Source organism: Spirosoma pulveris, assembly GCF_054781875.1.
This window is the reverse complement of record NZ_BAAGTO010000001.1, coordinates 1,288,954-1,311,568: the sequence shown is the minus strand read 5'-3', so window position 1 is coordinate 1,311,568 and position 22,615 is coordinate 1,288,954. Positions and strand designations below refer to the sequence as shown.

Annotated in this window: 12 protein-coding genes; 7 read left to right on the top strand and 5 right to left on the bottom strand. The window is 50.9% G+C overall.

Translation table 11 applies throughout. From position 1 onward, the window contains the following. Nucleotides 1–457 precede the first annotated feature (457 nt). On the top strand, nucleotides 458–3,142 hold the full coding sequence (locus tag ACYVJM_RS05320) for a malectin domain-containing carbohydrate-binding protein (RefSeq protein ID WP_461147157.1): 2,685 nt from the start codon (nucleotides 458–460) through the stop codon (nucleotides 3,140–3,142). Nucleotides 3,143–3,251: 109 nt separating this feature from the next. Here ACYVJM_RS05320 and ACYVJM_RS05315 read toward each other — a convergent pair whose 3' ends face one another. Then, nucleotides 3,252–4,121 carry a 3-keto-disaccharide hydrolase gene (locus tag ACYVJM_RS05315; RefSeq protein WP_461147156.1) on the bottom strand — a complete coding sequence of 290 codons (870 nt, stop codon included), beginning with the start codon at nucleotides 4,119–4,121 and terminating at the stop codon, nucleotides 3,252–3,254. Between the two features lie 120 nt (nucleotides 4,122–4,241). Between ACYVJM_RS05315 and ACYVJM_RS05310 the strand changes: the two genes are divergently transcribed. The 6 genes from ACYVJM_RS05310 (at nucleotide 4,242) to ACYVJM_RS05285 (ending at nucleotide 14,033) form a co-directional block, all read left to right on the top strand. Then, nucleotides 4,242–5,078 (top strand): AraC family transcriptional regulator, encoded by an 837-nt coding sequence (locus ACYVJM_RS05310; protein WP_461147155.1) that lies wholly within the window; start codon nucleotides 4,242–4,244, stop codon nucleotides 5,076–5,078. A 257-nt stretch (nucleotides 5,079–5,335) separates the two neighbouring features. Next, nucleotides 5,336–6,019, top strand: a complete 684-nt coding sequence (locus tag ACYVJM_RS05305) for an RNA polymerase sigma-70 factor (protein ID WP_461147154.1) — start codon at nucleotides 5,336–5,338, stop codon at nucleotides 6,017–6,019. 46 nt (nucleotides 6,020–6,065) lie between these two features. Continuing rightward, the gene (locus ACYVJM_RS05300) at nucleotides 6,066–7,067 is read left to right on the top strand and encodes a FecR family protein (protein ID WP_461147153.1); all 1,002 of its coding nucleotides are present in this window, start codon (nucleotides 6,066–6,068) and stop codon (nucleotides 7,065–7,067) included. 5 nt (nucleotides 7,068–7,072) lie between these two features. After that, nucleotides 7,073–10,480: a SusC/RagA family TonB-linked outer membrane protein gene (locus ACYVJM_RS05295; protein ID WP_461147152.1), complete on the top strand. Its 3,408-nt coding sequence runs from the start codon at nucleotides 7,073–7,075 to the stop codon at nucleotides 10,478–10,480. A gap of 20 nt (nucleotides 10,481–10,500) precedes the next feature. Further along, the gene (locus ACYVJM_RS05290; RefSeq protein ID WP_461147151.1) at nucleotides 10,501–12,120 is read left to right on the top strand and encodes a RagB/SusD family nutrient uptake outer membrane protein; all 1,620 of its coding nucleotides are present in this window, start codon (nucleotides 10,501–10,503) and stop codon (nucleotides 12,118–12,120) included. Between the two features lie 143 nt (nucleotides 12,121–12,263). Further along, nucleotides 12,264–14,033, top strand: coding sequence for a hypothetical protein (locus ACYVJM_RS05285; RefSeq protein ID WP_461147150.1), 1,770 nt, complete (start codon nucleotides 12,264–12,266; stop codon nucleotides 14,031–14,033). A gap of 32 nt (nucleotides 14,034–14,065) precedes the next feature. Here the strand turns inward: ACYVJM_RS05285 and ACYVJM_RS05280 are convergent, their stop codons facing one another. The 4 genes from ACYVJM_RS05280 to ACYVJM_RS05265 form a co-directional block, all read right to left on the bottom strand. Beyond that, nucleotides 14,066–15,043, bottom strand: coding sequence for an SGNH/GDSL hydrolase family protein (locus tag ACYVJM_RS05280; protein ID WP_461147149.1), 978 nt, complete (start codon nucleotides 15,041–15,043; stop codon nucleotides 14,066–14,068). 147 nt (nucleotides 15,044–15,190) lie between these two features. Continuing rightward, nucleotides 15,191–16,894 (bottom strand): amidohydrolase family protein, encoded by a 1,704-nt coding sequence (locus ACYVJM_RS05275; RefSeq protein WP_461147148.1) that lies wholly within the window; start codon nucleotides 16,892–16,894, stop codon nucleotides 15,191–15,193. 37 nt (nucleotides 16,895–16,931) lie between these two features. Then, entirely contained in the window at nucleotides 16,932–19,733 is a 2,802-nt protein-coding gene (locus ACYVJM_RS05270) for a S8 family serine peptidase (RefSeq protein WP_461147147.1), read from the bottom strand. Between the two features lie 221 nt (nucleotides 19,734–19,954). After that, nucleotides 19,955–22,597, bottom strand: a complete 2,643-nt coding sequence (locus ACYVJM_RS05265; RefSeq protein ID WP_461147146.1) for a glycosyl hydrolase — start codon at nucleotides 22,595–22,597, stop codon at nucleotides 19,955–19,957. Nucleotides 22,598–22,615 lie beyond the last annotated feature (18 nt).

Below are 22,615 nucleotides of genomic sequence, written 5' to 3'. Positions count from 1 at the left end.
GTTGATGAGATAGATTAATGAGTCAACCAATAGGAATCAGAATAATGTTGGCGATACACTCGTCAGATATATTAGTTAATCAGCGAAAGCGTTTCGCTGAGGCCTCTTTTTTATTGTAATACAGAAGGTGAAAGGCGGTAATCCGTCTTGTTTAAAATTATTTCGGTAGATCAAATTAATTATGGACAAGCAACTACAAAAATCAACAGTTTTATTGTGTTTTTTCCTCTGCTTTATTGCTTCACTTTCAATTTGCGGATCAGTTTATGCCGATAGCATTTCAGGCCTTACTCTGATTAATTCAGCTTCGGACACCGATATAAAACAACTCGCTGATGGGGATGTAATCGACCTGAGCCAGACCGGATCAAGGCTTAATATACGAGCTAATACCGTTCCGTTGGTTACGGGAAGAGTGGTATTTTCGCTGGACGGGAAGTCTAACTATCGCACAGAAGTGGTCGCCCCATACTCGTTGGCTGGTGATACAGATGGTGATTATTACGACTGGACTCCATCAATAGGCACCCACACATTAACCGCCACTCCTTATAATTCGCAAGGGAAAGCGGGCACCCCATTGACCGTCACCTTTAATGTCATTGCCAGCCCGCCGGTTGACGGTGGTGAACCCGAAGTAGGCACTGGCGAAATTGTTGTGGGGGGAGAACTAAAAAAATGGCACAAGGTTACGCTGACCATCAATGGGCCAGCCAGTTCGGAAGCAGGAGCCAACAATCCATTTCTAAATTACAGGCTGAATGTGACGTTCACGAATGGGTCCATCAACTACCAGGTGCCGGGCTACTTTTCGGCTGATGGCAAGGCAGGGGAGACAAGTGCAGATGCGGGCAGTATCTGGAAAGTTCATTTTGCACCAGATGAAGCCGGAACCTGGACGTATCGTGTTTCCATGCGGGCCGGTACTAACGTTGCCGTAAGCGATGATCCGTCGGCGGGTGTTCCGGTAGAGTTGATTGATGGTAAGTCCGGCACGTTTGTCATTTCTGCCACGGATAAGTCGGGGGTTGATTTACGCGGGAAAGGCCGGTTGAGGTATGTGGGCGAACATTATTTGCAGTTTGCCGAAAAAGGTGATTATTTTTTGAAAGCAGGTGTCGATTCCCCTGAGAACTTCTTAGCCTACGCGGATTTCGATAATACACCCAATATAGGCAATCGCCGGAAGAGCTGGGGACCGCATGTGCAGGATTGGCGCCCCGGAGACCCCACCTGGAAAGGTGAAAAGGGGAAAGGGATTATCGGTGCTATTAATTATTTGTCGGGGCAGGGGCTGAATGTGTTTTCGTTTCTCACGATGAACATTCAGGGAGACGATCAGAACGTTTATCCGTACGTAACAGCCACCGATTTTACCCGCTTCGATTGCTCAAAGCTCGACCAGTGGGAAACGGTTTTTGAGCATGCCGATCGCATGGGCATGTATTTACATGTTAAAATGCAGGAGACCGAAAACGACAGACTTCTCGACGGGGGGAATCTCGGCGTACTTCGTAAGGTATACTATCGTGAGTTGATCGCACGCTTCAGCCACCATCTTGCCTTAAATTGGAATGTGGGCGAAGAAAACCAACAATCCACAGCGCAGCGGAAAGACTGTGCAGCGTATCTATACAGTCATGATCCGTACCAACATCATATTGTTATTCACACCTACCCACAGGTAAAAGATCATGACGATGTGTATACCCCATTGCTGGGCGGGACTTCGAAATACTCCGGAGCATCCATTCAGACCATGTGGGACCGGGTTTATGAAGACACAAAAAAATGGATGGAAAAGTCAGCACAGGCCGGGAAAAAGTGGGTAGTGGCAAACGATGAACAGGGTAGTGCCGAAGTTGGCGTTGCTGCAGATGCAACCTATCCCGGAAATAGAGGAACGGTGGCCGATAACCAAAACGAGATACGAAAAGATGTGCTTTGGGGCAACCTGATGGCCTCGGGAGCTGGCGTCGAATATTATTTTGGGTATGCAACGGGTGAAACCGATCTGACGGCTCAGGATTACCGGTCGCGGGCTACCATGTGGCGGTATACCCGACATGCGCTCGATTTTTTCAAAAAATATGTCTCACTTCCCCTTCCCGACCTGAGTCCGCTTAACCAGGTGAGCAAGGGTTGGCTATTGGGAAGGGAAGGGAAGCTGTATATTATTTATCTGAAGAATGGAGGCAGTGCAAACCTCACGATTAATTCCGAAGGTACTTATAGCGTGCAATGGTACGACCCCCGGAATGGTGGCGAACTGCAAGACGGATCAGTCACTGAACACACGGGAAATGGCACAAAATCGATTGGCAATCCGCCTAATTCGCCTACGCAGGATTGGGTCGTGCTGGTCAGAAAGGAGCCCGAGACCGAAACAGACGGACAATCTGTATATCGGATCAACGCCGGGGGAGGTAGTTATACATTGCCCGATGGTACCGTTTTTAGTGCCGACGCGTTTAGTAGCGGTGGTAATGTGTACGTTCAGAATAGTCCGTCAGATATTGATAAAACGCTCAGTGATAATATTTATCACAGTGAACGCTACGGCGATTTCTCGTACAACTTCCCCATAAACACGAATGGCGAATACAAAGTCATATTACACTTTGCGGAAATATTCACGACCGGAATCGGCAGACGCAGATTTAACGTCGATATTGAAGGCCAGCGGAAGCTTTCGGAATTCGATATAACGGCCGAAGCAGGTAGAGAACTAACCGCTTTACAGAAGGAGTTCACCGTGACAGTAACGGATAATATGCTCAATTTGGATTTTCGGACAGGAAGTCAGGAGTGGCCTAAGGTTTCCGGGCTTGAAGTAATTCCGGTCACCGCCACTACTGCCGGAGCCAGACCAGGTAATATTTTGTTTTCTGGTAATGAGCTTGTTATCAAGACTTATCCTAATCCGGCGTCGGAGAGTATAACGATTGATGGAATAGACACGCAACGCGCCGACCTGGCTGTTTCCATCACGAGTGGGTTGCGTAATATTCCGCTAAAGCATGTAGTAACCTCCTCCCATACGGTTCAGGTTGCATTGCCTGATTTAGCCGCTGGCCTGTACATTGTACGGGTTCAGCAGGGAAGTAAGAGTTACACGAAGAAAATTATTGTTAAGCAGTAAACGATTCTGCCTGGCTAAAAAAACAGGTTGAAGGAGTCTATATAATTGACTCCTTCAACCTGTTTTTTTAGCCAGGCAGGAAAATTTCGGTAAGGCCATGAAGCTGGGGCTAAAATAAGCCAGCATAGGCTTTGGGCATGGCTGACAGGGGCTTGATACGAATGTCCCGGTAAAATACTTCGGCCGCTTCGCTTTGCAACTGGATCTTGCCCCGTTTCATGGGCACCTCCTGGCCATCGTCTTTCGTGTAGCGGGAGTCTTTAAGGACCATCACTACATGTCCATTAACGATATGCAGGCTTTTGCCGTTAAAGCAAATCAGCTCCAGAGTTGTCCATTCCCCCGCCGGACTTTCGTAATTGGCCGACCGCATGCAATAGGAATCACTCCCTTTTTTAAACGCACCGAAGGGTTGTTTTTCGTCGGCCACCCGGTTCATAACGCCCTCCGACTGAAACGAACGGATGTCGATAGCGGAGTTGGCCTGGCACCAGAAATCACCCATGTGCCCCTCCATGATTTGAAACTCCTGTGAAAGCATCCACGAATGCCAGTATTCTGCCCCGGCTTCGCCAATGGAATGATAGAGTATGCCCGAATCTCGTAATTTGGTTTTCCGGGGTTCATATTTCCGGGTTCCCCATTTTACTTGCAGCTTCAGGTGGTAATTTTCATACTCCTGCCTGGTGAACAGGCAACCATATTTCTCACCGCTTATCCGCAAAACAGGACCGCCTGGTTCCGCCAACACAGAAAATACATGGGTTTCATCTTTGTTATAGCCGATTGGCTGAATGGGCGCACCCGATGCATCTTTTGGTATATTTCCATTATAGTCATTCTTGTGAGCATAGCTGAGATAGGTTTCCCATTGGCTCAGGTCTTTGTCTAAAAGAGACACCCATTCATCCGGTTTTTGTTTGGCTGGAATAGGAATTGTTAGTAAAAGGCTGACGATCAGTAGTAAGAGGTGTATCATGTGGAGCTTGTTTTTGGTAGAATAACGGATTACACAGCAGCAAAACTACGATCGGCTGAACGGTGATAAATTGTAAAAATCCATCCTTTATTGGTAGCTTTATCACTCCCCTATAGGTTTATGAAACGCTACATTCTACACACCCCCTTTAATATCTACCACTTCGAAGCAACGAACTGGATGCACGCGGTCCACAAGCATACCTACTTCGAGATTATTTTTATCCTGAAGGGCTGCGGCATTCATAATATCAACGGAAATACGTTCACGTACAGCGAAGGGGATGTGTTTCTGCTAGGACCGGAGGATTACCATGATTTTGCCATTCAGCAAGTAACCGAGTTCTGCTTTATTCGATTTAATGAATCAGTCCAGAAGTACCCGGCCGAAGAAAAAGAAACTCCCTGGCAGCCGATCATAAAAACGTTGCTGGCAACCGCTTCCCAGAGTCGGGGTACCCTTGTGGCGGATAAACAGGAGAAGCAGAAACTGCACTGTCTGCTAACGGTGCTGGAGGAGGAATATAAACGGGAGCAGTCGCCGTATTTTGCCATCATTCGGCACAGTCTGTTGCGCAGTATGCTCATGATTCTGGCCCGAAATCTGTTCAGCCAGACCCCGGCCAGCCCGCAGACGAACGATTCGGTAGATGCAATCCTGATGTACATCCGGGAGCATATCTACCAGCCCGGCATGCTCACCATTGACCACTTAGCCGATGTATTCCACTATGCCCCAGCCTACATTAGCCTGTTTTTTAAAAAGCAGACGGGCGAGTCACTGAAGCAGTACATTGTTAAGCACAGAATTAAACTCATTGAAGCCCGCTTGCTTTATAGTCCGCTAACGCTGGCCCAGATTGCGGATGAGTTTGGCTACACCGATGAAAGTCACCTTTGTAAGCAGTTTCGGAAATACACAGGGAGTACACCCAGTGCTTTCCGAAAACGGGCTTGACAAACGATTGGCTACCGTTGGATTTGGGTTGTGTTGACCCAACGCACAAGCATCCGTTTGCTTATCAACAAGGGCCAAAAGGATACCCATTTTACAGATGCCCCTTATAACTTATCGTTTTTTTTATGCCAAAATCCACCAACAGGCGTAACAGGCGTGTTTTTTGATTTTATTCTGAAAAAATAGTGATAATCAATGTGAGGTAAGGCAGCCTAAACTTGTCTACCAGAAGTACTACCCGATTAACGGAAGTTTGTATGCAGCTATTACCGTTGCCTTTTATGCATTCCAGAGCCGATGGCCCGACGTTGTCACTGGATAATGAGCAACCCGAGCCTTTAATTAAGGTAACAGATGATGAATTGATCCTTCGTCAGTTGTTTGTTGAGAATGCTATGAGTGGCTGCGCCCTGTTGTTCCGGCGTTACTATACGAACTTGGTCAATCACGCAGTTCGGTTCGTTTATTCAAAAGAAGTGGCCGAGGACCTGGTTGCCGAGGTATTCACGGTTTTCTGGCAGGATCGAACATACGAGCAGATAACCACCTCATACAGGGCGTACCTCTATAAGGCTGTTCGACACCGGGCCTACAACTACCTGCGCTGGGAACTGCGCGAGTCAGATTCGCTTGAGTCGGCTGATAAACAGTCAATTCCGGCCTCTCTACAACCCGATCAGGTGCTACATTACAGTGAACTACACCAGAAAATCGAGTCGATTATTCAAAACCTTCCCCCCCAATGTCAGCGTGCTTTTTTACTAAGCCGCATCGAAGGCAAGAAGTACTCGGAGATAGCGCAGGATATGAAAATTACCAACAGCGCTGTCGAAAAATTACTCATTCGGGCCATTAGCAAGCTTCGGCAGGACTTAAAAGCAGACTGGTTTATTGCGCTGATCGTATCGATCGGAGTCGATTACTTCTGCATGCCGGGATGAGCAAACGTATACGTTATCTGTCTTCCAGACAAACCATGAATCAGCTATGAAGCCGTCGCTTACGAAACATATAATATTTGACTTTTTTGACGGAAAAGCTACGGCTATCCAGCGAAAATACATTGAAGCCTGGATAGCTGATGAAGTGAATCAGGAGCTTTACTATCAGTATCTGGATGAATGGGAAAGCCAGCGGCCCCAATTTGCGGTCGATTCTGAAAAAGCTTTCGGGGCCTTCCAGCAGATCTTGCAGGAAACCCAGCCACGACCTCCGCAACCCGTTGTGGTCAAAAGCAGCCCGGCTTTCTGGACAAATAACTGGCTGGGGTGGAGCATGGCCGCTTCGGTACTGCTGGTAAGCTTGCTTGGAGCCTATCTGTTTCGGGCTCAAATTCAATACAAAACCTACAGGACGGCTTATGGGCAAACGGCTGTTTACCAACTATCGGATGGCACAACCGTAACGCTCAATGCTAACTCGTTCCTGCGAGTGCCTCGGTTTGGGTTTGGCTCCAATACCCGCGAGGTGTTTCTGGAAGGGGAGGGGGAATTTGCCGTAACGCATACCGAAAACAACCAGCGTTTCGTGGTGCGCACCGCCGATAAATTTCAGGTGGAAGTGCTCGGTACCGAATTCGTTGTGTATGCCCGCAAACGGGGGAAACGCGTATTCCTCACCAAAGGCAAGGTAAAACTCGAACTTGCCCAGGGGCAGCAGGTGTACATGAAACCCGGCAACGTGGTCACCGTGGCCAACTCGGGCCGCTACCAGTTGCGTCAGCTGGTCCCTGCCCGCCCGTTCGTTGCCTGGAAAGAGCACTGGTTTTATTTCGACAATACGCCCGTGTCCGAAATAGCCATTCAGATTCAGGAGCGATTCGGCGTAAAAGTCGTCGTTCCTGAAATGGAACTCGCCCAGAAGCGGATTGCCGGCAATTTCAAAGCCGAGAAAGCCGACGACCTGCTGGAAGTGTTAGCCGAACTGCTCCAGCTAACTGTTGTGAAGACCCGCCACCATATCGAATTACGAACTATTAAACAAACCTAGTGCCAATGCCACTTCTACGTCTACCTAAAATAAGTCTTGTCCTGCTTGGTTTGCTATGTCAGCAACTAGCTACGGCACAGGCTGTCGTTTTTGCCCGTCAACAGCGTAAAGTCAATGACTTTACCCAGACACCGCCCGCCGAGAGCCAGAAGCTCAAGGAAGTACTTACCGATTTAAGTCGGCAGTATCAGGTCAGTATAGTGTTTGAAGAAGCTACCGTAAAAGGCATTTCTGTACCCGCCGATTTTCGGATGGGGGCCGGAAAGCTAGAAAAGCAACTGCAGTTGCTACTCAAACCGTACGGACTGACTGCCCAGAAAATGGGTGGACAAGCGTATTACGTGATTAAAACTCCTGCCAAAGAAAATACGACCTCGGTTAAACTGATCCAGTCGGAAAGCGGAATGGTGCCCGCCGGTGAGACAGGTGTATCATCACTCCAGCCCTTAACGCTGACCGAAAAAGGCCCGGCTGATATTCGGGTGAGTGGCCGCGTAACCAGCGAGAAAGGCGAAGGTCTGCCGGGTGTCAACGTCGTGATCAAAGGCGCCATTAGGGGCACCAATACCGACGCCGATGGACGCTATCAACTGACCGTGCCCGATGCCAGCACAACGCTGGTGTTCAGCTTTGTGGGCTATGTCACGCAGGAAGCCCAGGTAGGCAGCCGGACAACGCTGAACATTCAGCTTCAGCCCGACAACAAATCCCTGAACGAAGTGGTGGTGGTGGGATACGGTACGCAGTCACGGAAAAACCTGACCAGCGCCGTAAGCACCATAAAACCCGAAGAACTGAACCGGGGGGCGATCAGCGATGTGGGGCAGTTACTGCAGGGTAAAGTGCCGGGCCTGAACATTTCGGCCAATGGTGACCCGAACGCACCAGCCGCCGTCATTCTGCGCGGAGCGTCTACGATTAACAGCTCGCAGGGACCGTTTTATGTAATCGATGGTGTGCCCGGCGCGGATATCTCGATTATTGCTCCCGACGATATTGCGTCGATCGATGTTCTGAAAGATGCCGCTGCCACAGCTATTTACGGAAACCGGGCGGCTAACGGCGTTATCATGGTGACGACGAAACGCGGCAAAAAAGGCCAGATGCAGATTACGTACAGCGGCTATGCCGGGATCGAAAAAGTGTCGAGCAAACTGAAAATGATGGACGCTACCCAACTGCGGGCGTTTTTAACCGCTAACGGTCAGTCGTTTTCTCCCAGAGATGATTTCAATGCCAATACCGACTGGCAGGCCGCCGTTCAGCGTAGTACCGCCGTTTCGCACAACCACAATATCTCCATCAGCGGGGGCACGGAACACGGTACGTACAGCGCCAGTATCAACTACCTCGACAAGCAGGGTATTTTGCAAAGCAGCTCCCTGAATCGGGTTATTGCCCGCCTTGCCGTTGAGCAAATGGCTTTTAATGACAAACTGAAGATCGGCCTCAACGTTACGAACTCCAGCAGCAACGCCAACAACACGCCCCTCCGCAACAACGTACTGAACCAGATGGTGAACCACCTGCCGGTTTCGCCAGTAACCAATCCGGATGGCAGCTACTTTGAGAATTTCCAGAATACGGGCTATTTCAACCCGGTAGCGATGATCAATTACGCCAAGGACAATACGAAGTACAATAACCTGGTCGGTTCTCTGTTTGCGCAGGTAAAACTGCCATTTGGCCTTTCGTACGATCTCAACCTGTCGTACCAGAGCAATACGTCGCTGCACGGAGAATCGTACGCCAGCTATTACACCCAATACAACAGCGCCAACTTCTATAACTACCCCGACCCGCCACTCGTTCATAGTCTGCTCAACTTCGGCACCAACGGATCGGCACTGCGAAACACCTACCAGACGACGCGCAAGGTGCTGGAAACCTTCTTTACCTGGAACAAGGAGTTTGGGAACCACTCCATCAACGCTGTTTTAGGGTATTCGTGGCAGGGCAATGTCTCGGGTGATGGCTTCCAGACGTCGACGACCAACTTCCCCGTCGATAACATTGGCTACAACAACTTTGCGCTGAGTAACCCCTACGCCGTTTCGTCGTACCGGATTAACTTCGGCCCGGACGGTATCTACCAGGAAACGCGGCTAATCTCCGATTTTGCCCGGTTGAACTACAACTTCAAAAACAAATACCTGGTGCAGGGCTCGATCCGACGCGATGGCAGCTCGGTATTCGGCGACAACCATCACTGGGGTTATTTCCCGGCAGCAGGTGTTGCGTGGCGCATCGACCAGGAGTCATTCATGCAGAACCAGAACCTGTTCAGCGACCTGAAATTCCGGGCCAGCTACGGGGTAACGGGTAACTCATCGGGCTTCAATGCCTACACGGCGCAGTTTATTTCGGGAAGCCTGGGTACCTATTATTACAACGGTATCCAAACAGCCGCCTATGGTCCTACGCAGGCGGCCAACCCCGATTTACGCTGGGAAAAAACGGCCACGGCTAACATCGGTCTTGATTTCACCGTGCTGAAGGGCAAATTAAGCGGTACCCTTGAAGTATATAACAAAGAAACCACCGGCATGATCTATGCCTACCGGGTTAACCCGGTACTGGTACCCGCCGGCAGCATCATTGCCAATGGGGGCAGCATGAGCAATAAAGGGATTGAGTTCAGCCTAAACGCGACACCGGTGCAAGAGGGTAAGTTCAGCTGGACAACAGGTCTGAATCTGGCGCACAACAGTAACCGGATCAACAGTTTAACGAACCCACTGTTCGTGGGTGGTGACTCCGTCAGGACCACGCAGCCTGAAGGGGCCGGACAAACGGGCAGTACCCTGCAAATCCTGAAAGCAGGTATGCCGCTGGGTCAGTTCTTCTCGCTTGAGTATGCCGGTAAAAACGACAAAGGTGTTTCGCAGTACGTAAGCCGCAACGGTTCACTCACTACTACACCGGTCATCGGGACGGACTATAAATACCTGGGTAGCCCACAGCCCAAACTGCTGGTTGGCTGGACGAACACGCTGCGGTATGGCAACGTCGATCTGAACGTATTTTTCCGGGGCGTTTTCGGTAACAAAATCTTCAACGCCACCCGCGCCGATCTGTTCCGTCCGAGCACGGCTCAGTTTACCAACATTCTGGTCGATGCCGCCGATGAAAAAGCAACTGATGTGAACTCGTTCAAGTACTCCAGCCGCTACATTGAAGATGGCAGCTACGTTCGGCTCGACAATGCCACGTTGGGCTACACCCTCAAAAATCTGGGTCAGTACATCCGCAACGTGCGCATCTACACATCGGTCAACAACGCGTTTGTGATCACCAAATACAAAGGGATTGATCCTGAAATCAATCAGGGCGGATTGGCTCCGGGTATCGAAGCGTACAATTTCTACCCCAAAACCCGTACATTCCTTCTGGGTGTAAACGTGTCATTTTAACTTATTAGCCAGGAAAACCAATGAAAAAATATATATCCTTCGGCACGTTACTGGTATTGCTAACGTACCTGTTTTCGGCCTGTCATGATGTTAATGTACCCATCACGACCTCGTTGACCCCCGATATTTTTCCACAGAACACCTCGCAGTTTATTCAGGCATCGGGACCGCCCTATGCAGCCCTGCGTGGTAATTTCTCGCTCGATTACTGGTTCATGCAGTCGTTGAGCAGCGATGAGGCCATTCTACCCGCCCGGGGTGGAAACTGGTACGACAACCAGGGCTACCGGATGCTTCACTACCACGACTGGACCAAAGATCATGGTACAACAAACAGTACCTGGAACTGGCTGTCGCTGGTAATTGGCACAACCAACCAGGCGATGTCGATCCTGAACTCGACCATACCAGCCTCGACGCCCGGAAAAGCAATGAATCTGGCCGAACTGAGAATGGTTCGCGCCCTGTCGTATTTCATGATGATGGATTTATACGGTAACGTGCCCATCGACACGACCTACGGCGATTTTGCGCCACGCCCGAATACACCCAGAGCGCAGGTGTTTTCGTTTATTGAGCGGGAAGTAAAGGCTGCAATGCCGAATCTGAGTCGGGCCTCGGGTCAGGCGATTTATGGCCGCGCCAACAAATTCACAGGGTTTGCCCTGCTGGCCAAGATGTACCTGAACTCGGAATATTACACCGGCACAAAGCGGTATAACGAAGCCATTGTTGCCTGCGACAGCGTGATCAATTCGGGTCTGTATGCCATTGAACCCCGGGCAACGTATCTGCAAATGTTCTACCCAAACAACGGGCCGCAAATGAAGGAGTTCATCTTTGCGATTCCGTACGACCCGGCTGCCGGGGGGCTGCCTGGCACCAACAGTAACATGTACCACGCCCGGTATGACGTACCTCGCTCACATACCAAGCGATTTAGTCTGCCATTTACGCCGAGTGCGCCAAGAAGTACGCTGCCTGAGTTCTTTGTAAACTTCAAAGATCCGAACGATATCCGGAACAACCAGTGGCTCACCGGGCTTCAGTTCATGGCCGATGGCGTGACGCCACTAACGGTGACGACCACCAAAAAAGGGTACGACCAGTTCTATACGGGCTCTGATGGAGCGGCACCCTACACCTATCAGGTGAACTTGACGCCCGATGTTACGCTCCGTCAGGATGTAGCAACGTACGATTGCGGCAACGACGAAATTGCCTGGAATATGGGCTACCGGAATATCAAGTTTTTCCCCGATGCTACGTCGACCTCACGTAACCAGAATAACGATGTACCCTTGTTCCGATATTCCGATATTATCCTCATGAAAGCGGAAGCCATACTGCGAGGAGGGGCGCCCACACAGGGTCAAACAGCCCTTTCGCTGGTGAACCAGTTGCGGGCTAACCGGACAACATCCCCCGCTTTAACCAATGTGACACTTGAGGATATTTATAGTGAACGCTGCCGTGAGTTTGCCTGGGAAACCTGGCATCGGAACGACATGATCCGGTTTGGTAAATTTGAAGGCAAATGGGGCTTCAAAACGGACTCTGACGTTAATAAGCGAATCTTCCCAATTCCAACGGGCGCGTTTACGGTTAATCCATCTCTGGTACAGAATCCGGGGTACTGATGTAATACCAAATTGGGTAATACCGTAACGACGGCCCGGCGACCATCCCGGTCGGGCGAACTTGACTAACTTGCTGCTGGTCTAGTTCGCCTTCCCAGGATGATTGCCGGGCCGTCGTTACGGTATTACAAACTCAATCAACCATGAAAGACATTACAAGAAAGACCTTCCTGCATCAACTGACCGGCTTAGGTACTGTACTAACTTTGTCGCCATTAATTGCCTGGAAGACCGATGAACAGGCGGATGACGATTTTTATCAGAAAGTGGTTCTGGCGAATACCAGAGAAGTCAATCAACTCCTTCAAACCTTTGCGTCGGATATAACCGAGCTTCGCCGTCGGTTAGGCTTTGATCTCGCAAATTTGTCGGCTGCTTTCAGTGAACCCAGTTCACCGTATTACCGGAAGCCGGAGTTGATTCCGGCCATGGAAAAGGTCATTCGCTTTCTGGTAGCAAAACAGCAGGACGATGGTACCCTCGACCTGGGTAATCTGGCGTCTCCACCCGACACGGCGTTCATTCTGGAGCCGCTTTGCACGGCAGCGACTATCCTGAAAACGGCCGATCTGCCATCGCTTTCGGTAGTAAAAGGACAACTCAAACAGTTCATCCTGAAAGCGGGGGAAGCCCTGCGAACCGGGGGTATTCACACGCCCAATCACCGATGGGTGGTTTCGGCGGCATTGGCGAAGATAAATGAGCTGTTCCCGAATCCGGGCTATGTCCGGCGTATTGATGAATGGCTTTCGGAAGGGGTTTTCATTGATAAGGACGGGCATTACCTTGAACGGAGCATGATCTATTCGGAGGTGATCGACCGCTGCCTGATTACGATAGCGCACTTGCTCAAACGCCCGAATCTGCTGGAGCCTGTTCGTCGGAATCTGAAAATGACCTACTTCTATCTGGAGCCTAACGGCGACCTTGTTTCGAATGATTCGCGACGACAGGACCAGTTTATGACCGTTAACTGCCTTCCCTACTACCACGATTATCGGTTCATGGCCATTCAGGATGCCGATCCGGAGTTTGCTGCCATTACCCGGTACATTGAAACGGTAAAGGGCTTTGACGAACGCATCAGCAACGACCTGCTGCCTTACTTTCTGGAAACACCCCTTTATAAAAAGCTATTACCAACCCCCAAAGCACCACCGGTAAACTTCGAAAAATTCTTCCGGGATACGAACCTGGTCAGAATCCGGCGGAACGAGACGACAACAACGATTTTCGGCGGAACGGACTTTCCTATTATTGTGGCATCCGGCCGGTCGAACAGCCCTAATTTCTTTGCGTTCCGGAAGGGAGAGGCTGTTTTGAACTACATGCGGCTGTCGACCAGCTTTTTTAGCACGGGCTATTTTCACAGTCAGGGCATTACGTATTCACAGGGTGAGTATGTGTTGCATCAGAAAATCGAAGCACCCTACTACCAGCCGTTACCCAACAAGTATAAACTCGCATCAGGCAACTACAAACACGCGCCGAGTACCGATGGGCGTTTCTGGAACAAAATGGATTTTGAGCACCGGCCACAGAGTAACATCAAAACGATTGAAACCCGCATCGGTATTCGGGAAACCAACGGAGCCAATGAGCTTCGGTTTTCGGCCAAAGGGGCGGCTGGCGTATTGGTGACGATCGAGCTTTGCTTTAAAGCGGGGGGGGAGGTGAAGGGACTGAAAAAAATACCCGGTTCGGCAGATAGCTACTTCATAGAGGCCGATTCAGGGCAGTATACCGTTGGAAAGGACACCATCCAGTTTGGGCCGGGGCTAGTTAAGCACACAAAAACAACTGGCCTCGAAGGAGAAGTCTATTCATCTCATTTTGGTAGCCTGAAAACCGACGGCGTTCATGTATACCTGACGGCCGTTACGCCATTTGAGCATACATTTCGAATTGGTTAAATACTATTGTATTGACTGGAAGAGACATTGATCTACGGTATCAACTTCCTGATTTGCAAATCCAACTCATTGGCTTTGACCTGAGCTTCGGCTAGCGGTAATCCCACATTCATGCCGGGGCGTTTGTGGCCGGTGGCGGTGAGCCACGCATCTTTCATTAGGTTTTGGCGGGTAGCAATCAGTTTAATAACCTGACCCGAGTTAGGAACCGTAGCTACCGAAGCGGCCAAGTCCGGGGCACTGGCTACGGCTTTCTCGCCCATACCCAGCAGAACACTTTTGGCCATGATCCAATGCCCGACCTCGCCCGGATGAACACCGTCGTTGGCCAGTGCGAAACCGTTGATCGCAAAGCTGGCATCCACTTTCCGGTGCGCTTCCAGATAGGTCTTCATGGGATAATGCAGGTCGATAACCGACCAGTTTGCTGTTGCTTTCTGCTCCAATAGCCAATCCGAATAGCGGTCGAGGACGGCCGCGTAGCCTTTGCTGTTGCCGCGCTGTTCATCGTAGATTGGCGGTGTCAGGTGAACGATGGGGATGCCAAGCTTTACAATTTCAGTATGGAGCCAGTTCATTCCATCCTTAAACTTCTGGAACCGATCTACATCCAGTGGCAGGTAAATGCCATCATTCATGCCGTAGCAGGCAAATACGAAGTCTGGCTTGGTAAGTTTAAGGACACGCTCCAGGCGTTCGTGCAGGTCGGGACGGGGAAACTTGCCGTCGGCATGCCCTTCTTCGGAAAGGCCCGAAACCGTTTCGCTGGGAAGGCCAACGTTGATGAACTCAACGGCCTGATTAGGGTAGTGCAGCCGGAAATAAGCGTCGATGTCCGTAACATAGCTACCTGCATAGGTAATGCTGTTGCCCAGAAACAAGACCCGATGCACGTTGGCCGGGAAAAGCGTTTGGGCATGGCTAATTTGGTTTAGTTGCAGAAGAACTAAAAGACAGACAATCAGGAACGGTACAGCGGACTTTGTCCTGTGTGCTGTTAGTGTTTTCATGGAACGGCTTTTCTATTAGAGGATTTACCCCCCTTATTTTTACCCATTCTCTATGAAAAACGCCGGTTCATTGGCTGCTCGTAAGCGGATAAGGGCTGAAGATGAAGACTGAGAAATTGAAGGAAAGCTTTGTTTGGAGCGATAGAGTTATGGAAATTTAGTTAGCCAGCGTTTCATGAATTGTTCGCCGTTGGTGTACAGGATATCCCGAACAAGACCTTTTAAATAGGTTGTCTCTACTTCGCCATTTGGGTGGCGGTCAAGCAAAGGTCCACCACCATTTTCTTTGCGATAAGCCCGTTCTGCAATGGGTAGCCACCGGATCAGGTTCTCTTCCAGCACCGACAGTTGGCTTACATCCCGACAGTTGATAACCGGATTGATCAGACCATCGTAATCACTGCCTATACAGATGTTTTTCCAGGGATTTTGATCGGTACGAATGAGCCCTACAGACACCACGTGAAGTATATTGAAGCAAAGAGCTAGTGGATGGCGTTCTTCGCGTGTTGGGACAAGCTGCGACTCAACGGTGGTGGGAACCAACTGACGAGCTCGTTCCGGGAAAAAGAAACGGAACTCCTCAGCCGACATAAATTCGGCTTTATCTCCTTTGCTCAGGAGGTCCTGCCAGCCCAAGATCCGAACGTCGAGGCTTATGCCGATCAACCCGTGACTGACCAGTACGGCTTCAATGTCTTCGTCCATTAAATTAATGGACCAGGCATTATACGTGAACTCTTTGTTGACAACCCCCCAGAAACCCGCCGTTTTACGGTCTATATTGATGGTTACCACCGGCTCGCCGGATGAAAGTCGCATGGCGCCGGCTTCGTTGAGGGCTGCTTTCCAGGCACTGACCGAATAGCCCGTTACCCCGATGTGGCTGGCAATAAGGGGTAACGTATACCCTTTCTCTTTTCGGTAAGCGTAGAGATCGAGCCGTGATTTAAGACTCATGTGTTTGATGTCGATCAATATTGGCGCTGGCGTTTTCGTGCCGTTTATGGTTACTTGCAGCGTATAAGCTGCATCGATAACCTGTCGGCCTTTGAGCGTAATACCGTTGCCCATCGGGTAACTACTTACATCGCTGATCATCTTCATGCCATAGGCATGGGTGGCCAGCAACTGCTCGTCAATATGTGAAAGGTGCGTAAGCACAAGGTAGCACAGATCCAGCTCCTGTTCCCAGAGTGCCTGTTGTAGCTGCTCCAGACTTTTAGCCGGATTGCTGGTAAAAGCCGTCGTAAAATCTTTTGAAAGCGAATCTTCAGTGCCCGGTGGAACCACCAGCGAGTTATCCGGCTTCCCTGGCTGACCGATTAACGTGCGGCATAACCCATGACCACCTTCAAGGCTGAGTGCTAAATGGGGTACTGATTTCGGAATGTCTAGCGCTTGGGGGGCTTTCCGGGAAAGCATATGTATCTTCCCGGTTTCGTGCAGACGTTTATAAATATTCACCTCCCGGATAAAAAGCTGATAGTACGATACTTTCCCCTCACGAACATTGTTCATGTACGTCAGGTCCAGCGGTTTTGTCAGGTTGGAGTTGAGGATTTTACCAAACAATCCCCCATCGGCCTTGTTGGTGAACAACCGTTCGATGGGTGCGATGGCGGCAACCCCCACCGTTAATTTCCCCTCGCTTAGCTGATCGATACAGGATTGACTGCCCAGTATATGGAGCAGCTCCTCATCGAGCAGTTTCACAAGAGGGCTGGTCAGATCAAACTGTCCTGTCAGATCATCCAGCGAACGAGTGGAAGGGTAGCTTTCCTCGTATTTACAAATAAATTTTTTGAAGACCGGATGCAGGTGAAAGTCGAAAAAAACAGGGCTGGCCATAGTTGTAGTTTCTCTAAGAAAGGTGGATAAATGGGTACTACTGATTAAAATAATAGCGAAGAAGCGCGTCAGAATCCGTTATGGGCGCACTACTTTCCCGTCCACCCGAGGCTGAAGAACTGGAGAAAGCCGCAAGCGCCTGCTGCCCGCGTTGTGTAAGGGGTACAGATCCTATTGTGCTTTCGGTAGCGCCCGGCAACACGTTTTTACTGAATATATTCCAGATGAAATGAACAGCCTCCGCAATGCCAACACTATGCGGGCCAACGTCTTTCTGTTCTGCGTACGCATGTTTCAGGCTATCCTTTTCGGGTAGTTTGGTATTCAGCAGTTCGGTGATGTCGATAATACCTTTTCCGTAGGCTTCGGGCCACTCTTTCGGCTGACGCGCTGATGCCTTTAGCGTATGCCGGAACGCTTCGACAACCTGCCAGGGTAAGTAATCGCTCAACTGCTCATAATGTCGGGCTTTCCAGAGCATGGCTGCGGAGGCTACCTGAGGAGTGGCATAACTGGTTCCACTGCCGTACACCATAATCTCCTGCCCTTTTTTATCCAGAAAGGGTACGTACACATCTTCACCCGGCGCGGCAATGTCTACGCATGGCCCGTGGCTGCTGCCCGACCAGGGCTTATCCTCAGGGTTAGTGGCGGCTACGGCAATAGTGCCCGGGTACAAAGCCGGTGCTACGACCAGGCCCACTTCATTACCGGCAGCACAGACCCAGATAACCCCTTTTTCGTAGGCTTCGCGGGCAATGGCTTCGAGCATGAGCCGTGGATAGCTGCCCATGCACATAAACAGCACATCGGCTCCACTCCGAATAGCATAATTGACCCCGTCAACTACCTGCTTTCCTCTCCCGATCAGAATAACTGACTGTGCAATTCGGTACGGAATCAGCCGGGTTAAGCACTTTCCCTGTTCAACCAGCAAACCGTTATTACCATCCAGTTTGCTGGTAGTATCGGCCAGGGAGCCGCCCACCACAAGACTGGCCGTTCGGGTACCATGGTAAGGGAATTTGACGCCAAAACTAGCCAGCTCATCCCGGGCGTCGTTATCGTTGTCAATAAAGTCGAAATCCAGATCGGTATTATACCCATTCGCCACTTTGGAATGGTCTGAATAGCCGGTGTCCAATTGGATCAACCGCATCCGGACCAGCCGTTCGCGCAATTGGTTAAGCTCGTCTTTGTTCAGACCCATTCCCCCTTTGTCCAGATCTGTCCAGTTGATAGCCGACCAGTGCCACCAGCGTTGTCGATCGGCACCGTTGTTGAGCGCTGCCTGTACCTGAATGGATTTGCCCCATGTTTCCAGGAATCTTTTTTCGTTGGGTTCTTCGGTACCATTATTGATAACAAATTCAGATTCTGTAGCACGTACAGATGCCCCGGCTTCTGTGCTGTTCCGACCAATATCGGTCAGGCTTTGCAGGTCGGGTCGACAAGCTTCAACGTGCGGCAGGCCTTCAATGGTGGCTGCCAGTGCCCACGGATTTTCGCTGGATTTTACCGTTACGTAGACCATACGTCGGGCAACTGTCTCCTGCGATACTGGAAACAAAGTCGTTTGGTCAATGAAGCCGGGAACCAGTTCGCTAGCTCGTTTAGTCCAGTCGTTTTGCAGGGTGGTTTGGTCTGTCAGCAGGACTTCAAAATACAGTAGCTCACTGGATTTAGCTGGGGGTGCTGATGCGGCAGAAACAGCAGGCGTAGTTGGAATGACTTCGGCACGTGGGGCATTGCCGGACACGATTGTTGGGGGAGGCATCGTAAGCATAGAAGGGCTATTAACAAGAAGGGGTGGGGTTTGAGCCTCAACAATTTTGGCCCGATAAGGCAGCATGTGATCAGGTATTGCTAATTTGTTGAAGGCTTCAACGATGCAGCTTACCCGTACGCCTTCGTTTCCTATCCAGTCAACGTCGTCGTCGGTGTCACCCGGCTGGCGGGGTCTGCCGTCCTTTCGAAGCCAGTTTCCGTTGGCATCTTTGTTAGGGACTGCACTGTGGTGCAGGGCAACCGCATCAGCCGTACCCAGCCCGAGTACCAGACTGCCTGATGAGCCGGGCTGCGTATCGGCTTCATAAATCAGGAAGTTGTCAGTAAAGGTGATCAGCCGGATATCCTTCAGAACTATTTTTTTATAATCTCCTTTAGGATGCTGAATAACAACGCAATTCTCGCCCTCAATGATTTTGCCCAGCGATGGGTCCAGCCTGATAAATCCGAACGGATTGAGACTGCCTCCTTCCGTACTGGTTGACTCAACAGCCACCAGTGTGAAATCACGACCGCTAAAGGGTATATTAGCCTGTTCGGTATAAGGTGAAGTCAGAAAAAACAAGTCTGGCCGCAAACGGAACGAAACGGGGGAAAGCACCTGGCCATTGTCGCCGAGTTCGTAATTAAACTGAGCAATGGCGCGACTGGCTGTATCAGGGTCCGGGAAGACATGGTTGTTTGTGATCAGTACATTCGGGGCGATCAGACAACCGGTGCCATAACCGGTAATACCGGTAGGACCCTGCAATATGATTCGGCAGACACTGGCCGAGGCTCGCACAATCTTTCTCAGCGTAGCGATGTCCTGAAAATCAGGAATGCCATTGATTCGCTCCAGTGCCTGTTCAAATTGCCCGCCTTCCCGGGCTGCGCGTTTGATCAGGCGGGATTTATCATCCGTGATGTCCGTCAGCGAGCGTATACCGGATCGATTCTCTGTAATTCGCTGGGTAATTTTGTCTATTTCATTGGCATGATCAGCATAATGAGTTGCAGCCTTGTCAGCAAGATAAAGTGTTGTAGGATCCAGGGGGCGAGATGGTATCATGACGTGGAAAGGTGAGTCGTAGAGTGCATCTAATTTCAGCAAACCAGTTGATAGTTAACTCCGTATAAACACCCGTTTTAGGCTGCGTACTTCTCCTGATTTTCAAGTCCATACGGACGTCCACCCAGGCCATATGTAGCTCAAAATTCTTCCGATAAAAAAAGGATCGGGTATACGCACTATACAGCGTATACCCGATCCTTTTTTGTCTTATCCGATGCCTACCTGGCCGAAGTTGGGGTTAATGTTACCGGCCCGAGCAAACCGGAAGGCAGTGCCTGCCAGCGGGTGGCGTCAAAGGGTTTGTAGCGAATATCGACAATGTTTATATCGTAGAACTTTTTCCAGCCCGGATTTTGGCGGTCATAAAGCCGCATGTAATTGGCCGACAGGTTGGTCACGTCGATTTCCAGTTGATTATCGCCGGCTTTCAGTCGGTTGGCAGGTATCGTTAGCTGGAAGGGGATGCACCAGGCTGTTCCCAGAGATTGTCCGTTTAGCCAGACTTCGGCTACCTCCCGTACATCGCCGAGGTCGAGAACGTAGGCAGAGACAGCAGCACCGGCAGGTACGCTGACGGTTGTGGTATAGCGGGCGGTGCCGGAGAAATAACCCGCCGATTCGGATAGTGTCGTCCAGTCGGTGAGGGCTGGTAGCGTAGCCGACAGCTTGAAAGCGGTTTGTCCCTGTTCCGGATTTGGTCTGACGAACTGAATACGCCAGGGATTCTTTAGCGCAATGGCTGCTCCGGGAGAATGTGTGACCCGTTGCTGTGCGGTTGTATTGGCAAATTTGGGCGTTCCCAAACTAACATCCAGGAAGCACGATTGGCCCGGCTCAAGCGACAGATAGATTTCGGCTTTACCACCTTTCCCTTTTCGGGTGGGTAGCCCGGCGGTTAAATTGGTCAGCGGGTCGTAGCGGCTAACCCGGCCCGCTGCCGAAAGGGTAATCCAGCCCTGATGAAAGCGATTGTTCAGATTTGTAATGAAATAGTGGGTGGTATCTGCCGAAAGGCCGGCTTTATTAAGACCCGTATCCTGTCGTTTGCGGATGAACGACAAGCCCTGAGCTGCCCAGGTTTCCACGCGAACGCCCAATGTAGTCAGGGTCTTAAACAGATTGGGGCTGACCGTCACGGTCGGGCGTTTCTGAAGGGTTTGGCCGAGTTGGTTTACCGTGGCTGTTCGGGCCGTGTGATCTTGAAAGCCAGCCGCTTGGCGGGGTAACTGTCCATCAAAAACAATCCGGGCACCCTGCTGAGCCAGTTTGTCCAACAGCTCAAGGGTAGTGGTGGGAATATAGTTGGTTTTCGGCACGACAATAACCTGATAGATGGCTCCGCTGGCTGCCCGAATACCCTGTTTAGTGACGATCAGACTCTTGAGTAGGTCGTCGGAGATGTAATCGAACGCATAGCCGTGCTCCGCCAGCTGCTCGCACAAACGCCCGAACGGCTGGGGGAGCAACCAGCGTTCCACATGGTGAACTTCCAGTTGATGAATCCCGCCCGCCGATTTGGCCGGGGTTGCCCAGAGATCATGGATCGGGAAATAAACCAGCACGTCGTTATCGGGTCTACTACGTTGCAAACGCGCCTGACAGCGTTCGATGTACTGATTGAGCAACGGCAGATGCGGCCAGAAATGCGAGCTTGGTCCGTAGTTCGTGGAGGCATAAAACGACCAGCCCGGCCAGTTCTCGGCAGGGGGTGAGTAGGGGATGCCGTGGTAGAAAATGTGGTTGATCCCCGACGCCAGCAACTCATCGACCTGCGGTTTTATCTGCGATAACGACACCTGAAAATGGTTGGCCAGCCAGGTGCCGGTTTCGGAACTGACCAGTGGCTTGCCCATCAGGTGAGCCGCCGACGAAGCAAATTTCATGGCCAGTGGGTTGGGTGTTCCAAAGCGGTCCACTTCGTAGTTGGCATCCACGCGCAGGCCCGGAATAGGAAACCGGCTGGAACCAAAAGACTCGGTTTCGGGAATGTCGGTGGCTGCATAAAGATCAATCAGGTTTCCGGGCGAGCCATGTGCCTGATTGCGGGTTCGGTAGCCCGCTTTATGCGCCCAGTTGTCCCAGGGTTTCGCAAAGCCATCGAGCAGCAATTCGGCCAACGTTTGGTGAAAGTCCTGATGAACGAGAATACTGGTTTCGGTCTGAGTCGTATCCAGAAAAGCGGTTAGCTGGCTGTTGAGGTCATAGCCGCGCCGGGCCTTGAATTCAATCAGGAAATTATCCGTCCAGTTTGCGCCATACACCTCGTAAGAGTCGTTGTAAACGGCGCGGGGCTGCCAGGACGAGTGCGCCAGGGTCGAATCGAATCGAAGCAGGTACTGCTCGAGAGCCTGTTTACTGAAATAATCGATAACTGGCCCCTGGGCACCCGGAGCGGGACGTTTGACCTGTTGTTTGGTGGGGACGGCCGTTAGTTTGCCCGCTGCGAGCTTCCATTCCTTTGCCGCCATCGCCGTCGATACGTCCGGCCCGCCAAAGGGCCAGCCCGTGCCCGTAGTCAGGTCGACACCCAGCCCCAGTCGGTTGCCTTCTCGAACGGTATGCCCAAAGACGGCCAGCCATTTGTTGGACAGGTACGGAATAAATTCAGTTTCGTAGCCTTTGACGCCGTAAATCGGGATGATATGAACGCCACCGAGCCCGGCTTTGGCAAACTGCTCGAGCTGGTAGGTGATGTCCGATGCATTGACGGCATTTCCCATCCACCACCAATAGGTCCAGGGTTTTGCCGGGTTCCCTTTTGCCTGCTGTGCTGGTGTGACTTTTTGAGACTGTGCGTCGGCGGCTGGAGAAATGGGCCGCCACAAAAGGAGGAATAAGGTTGCAAAAACTGAATACTTCATGAATTAACGGAGGGCTGA